Source organism: Pseudomonas sp. (genome assembly GCF_049645325.1).
Classification (GTDB): domain Bacteria; phylum Pseudomonadota; class Gammaproteobacteria; order Pseudomonadales; family Pseudomonadaceae; genus Aquipseudomonas.
The window spans coordinates 1-9527 of the sequence record NZ_JBARTQ010000431.1 but is presented as its reverse complement, the minus strand read 5'-3'; the positions used below and the strand labels follow the sequence as shown (position 1 = coordinate 9527).

Sequence of the window (9527 nt, the reverse complement as noted above, 5' to 3'; positions counted from 1 at the left end):
GCCCCAAACCAGGCAACCTGGTTCTATCTGGAACTCGGCGGAGTCTTTGTTGGGGCCGCTTCGCAGCCCAGCGCGGGGCAAGCCCGCTCACTACAGGGAGATTTTTCGGCCTTGAAAGTTGTGTAGATACTTATGGCTATCGCAGGCAAGCCAGCTCCCACAGTTGAGCTTCATTGTCAGACAGGATTCTGTTCCCGCAAGCGCTCTGCCGCACTGCGCAACAACTGTTCGGTGCCGTTCCAGCCCAGGCAACCATCGGTCACTGACACACCGTATTTCATCGACGCGCTCAGCGGCTGGCAGCCTTCGAACAAGTGGCTTTCGAGCATCATGCCGATCAGCGACGTGTCGCCCTGAAGGCGCTGTTCCAGTACTTCGTTGAATACCGCCGGCTGACGCAGCGGGTCCTTGCCACTGTTAGCGTGGCTGCAGTCGACCATGACCCGTGCCGCGACTTTGGACTTGGCCAAGTCCTGCTTCACCTGCGCCACGCTGTGCGCATCGTAGTTCGGCCCACGGTGACCGCCGCGCAGCACCAGGTGCGTATCGGGGTTGCCCGGGGTCTGGATGATTGCCGGATGGCCCTGGCTGTCGACGCCGAAGTGGCGGTGCGGGTGGGACGCCGAACGCATCGCGTCGCAGGCAATCGCCACGCCGCCGTCGGTGCCGTTCTTGAAGCCCACGGGCATGCCCAGGCCACTCGCCATTTCGCGGTGGATCTGCGATTCGGTGGTGCGCGCACCGATGGCGACCCAGCTCAGCAGGTCATCGAAGTAACCGGCGGCCATGGGTTGCAGCAGTTCGGTCGCAACCGGCAGGCCCAGGCGCAGCATTTCGCGCATCAGTTGGCGGGACAGGGTGAGGCCGGCGGCCATGTCATCACTGCCATCCAGGTGCGGGTCGTAGGCCAGACCTTTCCAGCCGATGGTGGTGCGCGGCTTTTCGACGTAGGCGCGGATCACCAGCAGCATCTGGTCGCTGACTTCAAGCGCCAGCTTCTTCAGGTTGCGTGCGTATTCCATGGCCGATTCCGGGTCGTGGATCGAACACGGGCCGACAATCACCAGCAAGCGTAAATCTTCACCATTGAGGATGGCGCGCACGGCGTGGCGATGGGCGTGAACCTGCTCATTGAGGAACGGGCTGAGGGGCAACTGATGCTTGAGCTCAAGGGCGCTGGGCAGGCGCTGGGTCAGCGTTTCATTGGCGCTGGTGAGGTTCGAAACGGGCAGAGCGGCGACGGAGGAGTTCATATTCAAGGCTTCCTGGGCGAGCGGCGGGCGATTCCCGCACGTTCTGCCCTACTGGGGTGTTCGACAATTGGCCGTATTGGCTGCGTGTGTTGGCTTGCCACCAATACGTGACCGATCGGAGGCGGCAGGCTGTCCCGAACGGAGCTGGCTAAATCGCCATGCAGTGGAAGTGTCGTAGCGGTAATAGGTGGCGTAGTTCATGGCGTGAGTCCTTTAAGTGTTCGGTGTGAAACAAAATTGTTAAGGGCTGAAAAAACAAAACCCCCGATCGGGGAGCCGACCGGGGGTTAGATTTCTCTGGTAGGCGACCCCTTGAGTATTGGGCGCCGATTTCAGGTATCAGGCGCGCCAGTGGCTAAACCAATACCCAAAATAAAAGCTGACCAGTGCGCTCAAACCGCTCACACGGGTAGCCGATACCGAGCGCGGGGCGCTGGCAGCAGGGCAAACCTGAGTGTGGGTGAGTTGCAACATGGTATGTCTCCAAATGATGGGGGGAGCTTACTAGAGGCATGCGGGTGGATTCAATCAGTAATTTCTATCGCCTGGGGATGCGTATGGCTATGGGGCGAGATACGCTGATAGCACACCGATAATGATTGCCCGGACGCGACCATGACTGCTTTGACCCTTGCTGCTGCTCAGTCCATCTCTATCGCCGGCGATGTAGCGGCCAATATCGAGCGGCACCTGGCACTTATGCGCTCAGCGGCCGAGCACGGTGTGCAACTGCTGGTGTTTCCCGAGTTGTCGCTGACCGGGTATGAGCCCTCATTGGCGGCCGGGTTGGCCATTGCACCGCAAGACGACGTGCTGGCACCGCTGCGTGAAATGGCCCAGGAGCTGAGGTTGACCGCAGTAGTGGGGATGCCGATTCGACTGACGCCCGGGTCGGGTGTGTTGATCGGCGCCCTTGTGCTGGGCGCGGACGGCTCACTGGCGGTGTACACCAAGCAGCACCTGCACCCGGGCGAAGAAACCGCCTTTATTGCGGGGCAAGGCGGTGCGGCACTCGAATGGGGTGATAACCGTGTCGCGCTGGCAGTCTGCGCGGACTTTTCCCACGCCAGCCATCCACGTCAGGCGGCAGAGGCGGGCGCTACTGCCTACGCCGCCGGCGTGTTGATCAGTGAAAGCGGGTATGCAACGGACAGCGCGTTGCTGCAGGGCTACGCCGCCGAATATGGGTTGCTGGTGTTGATGGCCAACCATGGCGGCCCCTCCGGCGGTTGGGCTTGCGCGGGGCGCAGTGCAGTCTGGGCGCCGGATGGCCGTCTGCTCGCCGCCGCGCCGGGCGTTGGCGACGCGCTGGTGATTGCGCGTCGCGAAAGCGGGCAGTGGGCTGGCCACGTGGCAGTTCTCTGAGATGGCGTTTTACTTGCGCGCGGCGACAGAAAGGGACCGGCTGTTCGCGCGAACCCTGACCCACGAGACCATGAGCCGCTATTACCTGCAGTACGGTCTTTTGTGGTCCGACAATGGTTTTGACGTCGCCTGGGCCGGGCGCGAGAACTGGTTGATCTGCAATGAAGACGCGGTGATGGGCTTTATCAGCTTGAGCGATGACAGCCGGGCGCTCTACATTCGCGAATTGCACCTGCTTGAAACCTGCCGCAAGCAGGGCGCAGGCAGTTGGGTGCTGGAGCAAGTCGCGCTGAAGGCGCAGGCGCAGGGCCTTCTGCGGTTGACGGTGTTCAAGACCAACCCGGCGCGAAGGCTGTATCAGCGCCACGGTTTGAGCATTGTCGGGGAAGAGGATTGCTTCTGGCGCATGGAGCGTGAATGTCGGCCAGGCCCCGCGGAGTAAACCGGAAACGCCAGCCGGTGCTCACGCAAAGCTGACCTTCTGCTCAGCATAATGGGCGGCCTGCCGGCGTGTACCGGCTTAAAGTGTGCGTAATGTCTATATATATGACGCTTGCAGCTAGGTCTGCGCCTTGGTTTTTTGCTAAGGTGTTCAGCAACCTATAAGACCATATCGCGAGGTGTCTGCTTGATTAGGGTGCTAGTAGTCGATGATCATGATCTCGTTCGTACAGGCATTACACGAATGCTGGCTGACATCGATGGCCTGCAAGTAGTCGGCCAGGCTGAGTCAGGGGAGGAATCCCTGATCAAGGCGCGGGAGTTGAAACCCGATGTGGTGCTGATGGACGTCAAGATGCCTGGGATTGGCGGTCTTGGTGCCACTACCAAATTGTTGCGCAGCCATCCGGACATCAAAGTCGTGGTGGTGACCGTGTGCGAGGAAGACCCGTTTCCTACACGCCTGCTCCAGGCGGGCGCCGCCGGTTACCTGACCAAGGGCGCAGGCCTGGCCGAGATGGTGCAAGCCATTCGCCTGGTCTTTGCCGGCCAGCGTTACATCAGCCCGCAGATTGCCCAGCAGTTGGCGATCAAATCATTCCAGCCCACCAGCGACTCGCCGTTTGACGTGCTGTCGGAGCGGGAAATCCAGATCGCCCTGATGATCGTCGGCTGCCAGAAGGTCCAGTCGATCTCCGACAAGCTCTGCCTGTCGCCCAAGACCGTCAACACCTACCGTTATCGCATTTTCGAGAAGCTCGCCATCAGCAGTGATGTTGAATTGACCCTGCTCGCGGTGCGCCACGGCATGGTGGACGCCAGCGCCTGACATGACCACACCGTTTGATCCCAGTGCCTTTCTCTCGACCTGCAGTGGCCGCCCCGGCGTGTACCGCATGTTCGACAGCGAGGCGCGCCTGCTCTATGTCGGCAAAGCCAAGAACCTGAAGAGCCGCCTGGCGAGCTACTTTCGCAAGACCGGCCTGGCGCCGAAAACCGCTGCCTTGGTGGCGCGTATCGCCCAGGTCGAAACCACCATCACCGCCAATGAAACCGAGGCACTGCTGCTTGAGCAGACGCTGATCAAGGAATGGCGGCCGCCCTACAACATTCTGCTGCGTGACGATAAATCCTATCCCTACGTGTATTTATCCGACGGCGACTTCCCGCGCCTGAGCATTCACCGGGGCGCGAAGAAGGGCAAGGGCAAGTATTTCGGCCCCTATCCCAGCGCAGGAGCGATCCGCGAAAGCCTGAGCCTGCTGCAAAAGACCTTTTTTGTGCGCCAGTGCGAAGACAGCTTCTTCAAGAACCGCACCAGGCCGTGTCTGCAATACCAGATCAAACGCTGCAAGGGACCGTGTGTGGGCTTGGTTGAGCCAGCGGAATACGCAGAAGATGTGCGCCATTCGGTGATGTTCCTCGAAGGTCGCAGCAATGCGCTCACCGATGAGCTCTCAGGGGCCATGGAGCAAGCCGCCAGCACCCTGGATTTCGAGCGGGCTGCCGAATTGCGCGACCAGATCTCCCTGCTGCGCCGTGTCCAGGATCAGCAAAGCATGGAGGGCGGCACCGGCGACGTTGATGTGATCGCCGCTTTCGTCAACCCGGGCGGCGCCTGCGTGCACCTGATCAGCGTGCGCGGTGGGCGCGTGCTGGGCAGCAAGAACTTCTTCCCGCAAACCGGTATCGATGAAGAAGTCGCCGAAGTCATGGCCGCGTTCCTGGGCCAATACTACGTCAGCAGCCCCGAACGCGACCTGCCGTCGGAGCTGATCGTCAACGTGGTGCATGAAGACTTCCCGACGCTGATCGAGGCCATCCACGAACTGCGCGGCCGCGAGCTGGACATCAGCCACCGCGTGCGCGGCACCCGTGCCCGCTGGCAGCAACTGGCGGTGACCAACGCCGAGCAAGCGCTTGGCGCGCGGCTGGCAAATCGACAGCACATCGCCGCACGTTTCGATGCCTTGGCCGAAGTCCTCAACCTGGACGAGCCACCGCAGCGCATGGAGTGCTACGACATCAGCCACTCCAGCGGCGAGGCCACGGTGGCCTCCTGCGTGGTGTTCGGACCGGAAGGGCCGATCAAGTCCGATTACCGGCGCTACAACATTGAAGGCGTGACCCCAGGCGACGACTATGCCGCCATGCACCAGGCCCTTACGCGACGTTTCAGCAAGTTGAAGGACGGCGAGGGCAAGCTGCCCGATATCCTGCTGGTGGACGGCGGCAAGGGCCAGCTGTCCATGGCCCGTGACGTGCTCAACGAGTTGGCCGTGCCCGACTTGATCCTGCTCGGTGTGGCCAAGGGCGCCACGCGTAAAGCCGGCTTCGAGACGTTATACTTGAATGATGCCGCCCACGAGTTCACCTTGAAGGGCGACTCACCGGCGCTGCATTTGATTCAGCAGATTCGCGACGAAGCCCACCGATTTGCCATTACCGGCCACCGCGCGCGGCGTGGCAAAACCCGGCGAACCTCAACCCTGGAAGGGGTGGCAGGGGTCGGCCCGACCCGTCGTCGCGACTTGCTTAAACATTTTGGTGGCTTGCAGGAGCTGTCCCGTGCCAGCATTGACGAAATAGCCAAAGCACCCGGTATCAGTAAAAAGCTCGCTGAGCTGATTTATGCAAGCCTGCACAGCGAATAGAATGCCTTCTCACCTCGTAGTAAGTTGTGCCGATGAATATCCCTAACCTGATCACCGTTCTACGCGTCCTGCTCATTCCGATTTTCATTCTGTTGTTCTATTTGCCTTACGAATGGAGCTACGCGGCCTCCAGTTCCGTGTTCGCCTTCGCGGCCGCCACCGATTGGCTCGACGGCTACCTGGCGCGCCGGCTGGAACAAAGCACGCCGTTTGGCGCGTTCCTCGACCCGGTGGCCGACAAACTCATGGTGGCCGTGGCCCTGGTCCTGCTGGTGCAGGAACACGGCAACTTGTGGCTGACCTTGCCGGCAGCGGTGATCATCGGTCGTGAGATCGTCGTCTCGGCGCTGCGCGAGTGGATGGCCGAAATCGGCGCCCGCGCCCACGTCGCTGTTTCCAACATGGGCAAATGGAAAACCGCCGCGCAAATGCTGGCGCTGGTGATCCTGCTGGCCAACCCGTCGGACTTCTCCTTCTGGGTATTGATTGGCTACGCGTTGTTGCTGATCGCCGCCGGCCTGACCCTGTGGTCGATGTTGCAGTATTTGCGCGCTGCCTGGCCTCACCTGCGCACCACCGTTGAAAAGAAATAAAACTTTTTTGAATCAAGGGGTTGACGGGGGTTCTGGATTCTATAGAATGCACACCACCAAGACGCGGGAATAGCTCAGTTGGTAGAGCACGACCTTGCCAAGGTCGGGGTCGCGAGTTCGAGTCTCGTTTCCCGCTCCAAATACAAAGAAAAAGCCACTCTAACGAGTGGCTTTTTTTTGCCTGCGATTTACCTGATAGACGCGTCGGCGTCTTTTTTTGTGGCTGCGCAAAACCACTGAAATCCGGAGCATCGCGCTACGAACACCGGATTCAGGATGGCTTAGGAGTTCTCTCTTTGGACCAGCGTTCATCCGCCGCGCGGGCGCGCTCAGTCAGCGCCGTGAAACTCGGGCAACACGTATTCGGCGAGCTCCTCCATGACGTCCACGACTGGCCGGCCACTGTGGCGCAGGTGCAGGCCCACATGCTGCACCCCGGCTTCACGCAGCGCCTGCAGTGTCTCGATCAACGCGTTTCGCCCGCTACGCCCGCCGAAACGCAGCGCTTTCATCGGCGCGTGCGGGTCGGCTTCAAGATCCAGGTGCAGGAACGTGATGTAGGGCTTGTCGCCTCCCACATCGCGCCACAGCCTTACGCGGCGCCGGTGTTCCTCTGGCGTTCCGGGGTAAGCGAGCCAGCCATTCATGTGCTCACCGATCCAGTTCGGCGATTGCTGGCCAAGCCCGGCGACCAACAGCGGGAAGGTTTCTTCGCGCTGCGGCAGTAACGCGGCGCCTTCGGGCAGGCGTCCGGCTCCCCGGGTTTTGAGCAGTTCGACGGCGCTGCGAAAGAGCGCGCCGCGTTGCTCATAGTCAACGCCGAACAGCGGGTATTCCATCGGCCGGTCGCCACTGGCAACGCCAAGCAGCAGCCGGCCGTTGCTCAGTTCGTCAATGCTGTTGGCGGCCTTGAGCGTCAGCCAGGGTTGGCGCAAGGGCAGCACCACGGCTGCCGTGCCCAGCATGATGTTGTCGGTGATGCCTGCAAGGTAGCCCAGGTAAGAGAAGGTCTCGAACACCTGTGCGGCGTCACCGAACTGAGGGTCGTAGACGGGCACGTCGCGCACCCACAGGGCGCGAAAGCCGACGCGGTCCGCCAGCCGGGCGAGTTCGGCGTGCTGCTTGATATCGGGTACGCCAAAAGGGCGGTGGTCGGCGACGCGCAAGCGCTGGCCGTCGGTGGACCAGTCGTTGTCGAGCGGCAATTCCAGGCCGATTGAAAAGCCAGTCGGGCCGAGCAAACGTTGAAAATGAGTGTTCATCCAGTCTCCTGCGCCGTGCTCAAGGCAGGGCATTACTGCGGTTGATAAGCCGCAGTATCCCTGCCGCCGGGCGAGAGAAAAATGCATCAGCGCGCACAATACTCTTGAGCAAAATGCACAGCTGGGCGATCAGGGCCTGGCCGGAAGCCGTGTGAGTATCGCCTTGCCCACGTCCAGCGCCGAGGCCGGGTTTTGCCCGGTCACCAGCTCGCGGTCGATGACCACATGGCTGGTCCACGGCGTGGTGTTGCTGCTGTAGATGCCTGCGGCCTGTTGCAGCGCGGTTTGTGGGAAGAACTTCATGCTGCCGCCGTTTAACAGGCCTTTGGCGATTTCTTCTTCCTGGTTGCTGATGACCGTGAATTGGTAGCCCGCGTAGGTCCAGTCGGTGGCGGGCGCAGGGTTGCCGTTTTCCAGTTGCCGAGTGAACGCCGCCGCGTCCGGCAAGGTCGAGAGCAGGGCAATCGGGCCATGGCAGACCAGTGCGGTGGTTTTGTTGTTGGCATGGAAGTGGTTCAACAGTTTGCCCAGTTCGGCGCTGTGCAGCAGGTCTTGCATCGGGGCGTGGCCGCCGGGCACGTACACTGCGTCGAAGTGCGCGTAGCCGATCTGTTCGACGCGCGACAAGCTGATCACTGGCGACTCACCCGGCGAGGTGATCTTGAGTTGCTCCAGCAGCGCTTTGTGCACCTGCAGGTCGGCCACGTCATTGTTGAAATACGCCTTGTCGCTGGAAGATTTATCCAGTGTGGGCGCCTTGCCCGTTGGCGTTGCAAATGTGACTGAATGCCCGGCATCGAGCAGCAGTTTTACGGGCTGCATCAGTTCGTTCAGGTAAAAGCCGGTGGAAAATACCTGGTTGTCCTTGAGGTCCAGATGGTCGGCGTCTGACAGCACCACCAGTACATTGCTGGCCTGTGCGTGAAGTGCCGTGGTGAAAACCGTCATTGCCAGGGCGAGGCGGCTGAGCGTGCGCATGGGATGTCCTGATTGAAAAATGGGAGCCGGATGGCTGAGCGCACTGTATTCATGCTTGAAGTAGCGATAAACTCGCTGGCTGGAACAGCACCTGTTCTTTGGAGGTAAGAGTGAGCCGTCGATTCGATTACCTCGCGGACGTGGAAGTGTTTGTCACCGTGGTGGAAAAGGGCTCGTTGAGTGCGGGGGCGGTGTTTCTGGCGACCACCCCCTCGGTGGTCAGCCGTGCGATTTCACGCCTGGAGACGCGCCTCGGCGTGCAGCTGTTGAGGCGCACCACACGCCGCTTGAGCCTGACCCAGGCCGGCGTGCTTTACCTCGAACAATCCCGTGCGGCGTTTTCATTGATCGACAATGCCGAACGCTCGATCCAGGGACAGGAGGGTGCCTTGACCGGCCGAGTGCGTCTCAGCGTACCGACCACGTATGGCCACTACCGGTTGCCGCCCTTGCTTTGCCAATTCAATCGGCAGTACCCCCAGGTGCGCATCGAACTGAGCATCAGCAATCGCAATGTGGACCTGGTTGCCGAAGGCTATGACCTGGCGATTCGCCTCGGGCCGCTGCCGGACAGCGGTCTGATCGGGCGCAAGCTGGAGGACGCGTCATTGTGTGTGGTCGCCGCGCCTGATTACCTGCGCCGCGCGGGCTCGCCAGCAAGCGTGGACGACTTGGCCGTGCATGCCTGCCTGCCCTTTGTGATGCCCAGCACCGGTCGTGTCAGCCCGTGGCTGTTTCGCGAACAGGGCGTTGATCGGGAGTGGCTGCCGCACGCGGCTATTCAGGTGTCCGACGATGTACTGGGCATTGTGTCCCTGGCCGAGCACGGAATGGGGGTATGCCAGACCTACGACTTTATCGTAAGAGAGCGCATCGAGAGCGGCCGCCTGGTGCCGCTGCTGCAGCACGTGGCGGGGCGCTCACGGCCGTTCTCGGTGATTTTTCCGCCCCATCGCCAATTGTCAGCGGCGGCCCGTGCGC

The 9527-nt window shown here is 61.2% G+C and carries 9 protein-coding genes and 1 tRNA gene; 7 read left to right on the top strand and 3 right to left on the bottom strand.

The genetic code is table 11. The annotated features are described in order from the left end of the window. Positions 1–176: 176 nt before the first annotated feature. Positions 177–1253: a 3-deoxy-7-phosphoheptulonate synthase gene (locus WBB95_RS18755; protein ID WP_424488939.1), complete on the bottom strand. Its 1077-nt coding sequence runs from the start codon at positions 1251–1253 to the stop codon at positions 177–179. Between the two features lie 615 nt (positions 1254–1868). Here WBB95_RS18755 and WBB95_RS18750 point away from each other — a divergent pair. From WBB95_RS18750 to WBB95_RS18725, 6 genes are all read left to right on the top strand, one after another. After that, positions 1869–2618, top strand: coding sequence for a carbon-nitrogen hydrolase family protein (locus tag WBB95_RS18750; protein ID WP_424488938.1), 750 nt, complete (start codon positions 1869–1871; stop codon positions 2616–2618). A 1-nt stretch (position 2619) separates the two neighbouring features. Beyond that, positions 2620–3060: a GNAT family N-acetyltransferase gene (locus WBB95_RS18745; protein WP_424488937.1), complete on the top strand. Its 441-nt coding sequence runs from the start codon at positions 2620–2622 to the stop codon at positions 3058–3060. A gap of 186 nt (positions 3061–3246) precedes the next feature. Further along, positions 3247–3888 carry a response regulator transcription factor GacA gene (gacA, locus tag WBB95_RS18740; protein WP_110624737.1) on the top strand — a complete coding sequence of 214 codons (642 nt, stop codon included), beginning with the start codon at positions 3247–3249 and terminating at the stop codon, positions 3886–3888. 1 nt (position 3889) lies between these two features. Beyond that, complete coding sequence (uvrC, locus tag WBB95_RS18735) at positions 3890–5713, top strand: excinuclease ABC subunit UvrC (protein ID WP_424488936.1); 1824 nt, start codon at positions 3890–3892, stop codon at positions 5711–5713. A gap of 32 nt (positions 5714–5745) precedes the next feature. After that, entirely contained in the window at positions 5746–6306 is a 561-nt protein-coding gene (gene pgsA / locus WBB95_RS18730) for a CDP-diacylglycerol--glycerol-3-phosphate 3-phosphatidyltransferase (protein WP_071484763.1), read from the top strand. Between the two features lie 63 nt (positions 6307–6369). Continuing rightward, positions 6370–6445: transfer RNA gene (locus WBB95_RS18725), tRNA-Gly, on the top strand. A gap of 190 nt (positions 6446–6635) precedes the next feature. On the opposite strand, the gene WBB95_RS18720 is transcribed toward WBB95_RS18725, so the two are convergent. Further along, complete coding sequence (locus WBB95_RS18720; RefSeq protein ID WP_424488935.1) at positions 6636–7568, bottom strand: TIGR03571 family LLM class oxidoreductase; 933 nt, start codon at positions 7566–7568, stop codon at positions 6636–6638. A 129-nt stretch (positions 7569–7697) separates the two neighbouring features. Next, complete coding sequence (locus tag WBB95_RS18715) at positions 7698–8546, bottom strand: type 1 glutamine amidotransferase domain-containing protein (RefSeq protein ID WP_424488934.1); 849 nt, start codon at positions 8544–8546, stop codon at positions 7698–7700. A gap of 110 nt (positions 8547–8656) precedes the next feature. On the opposite strand from WBB95_RS18715, the gene WBB95_RS18710 reads away from it, so the two are divergent. Then, the coding region (locus tag WBB95_RS18710; RefSeq protein ID WP_424488933.1) for a LysR family transcriptional regulator at positions 8657–9527 on the top strand (871 nt) is incomplete at its 3' end.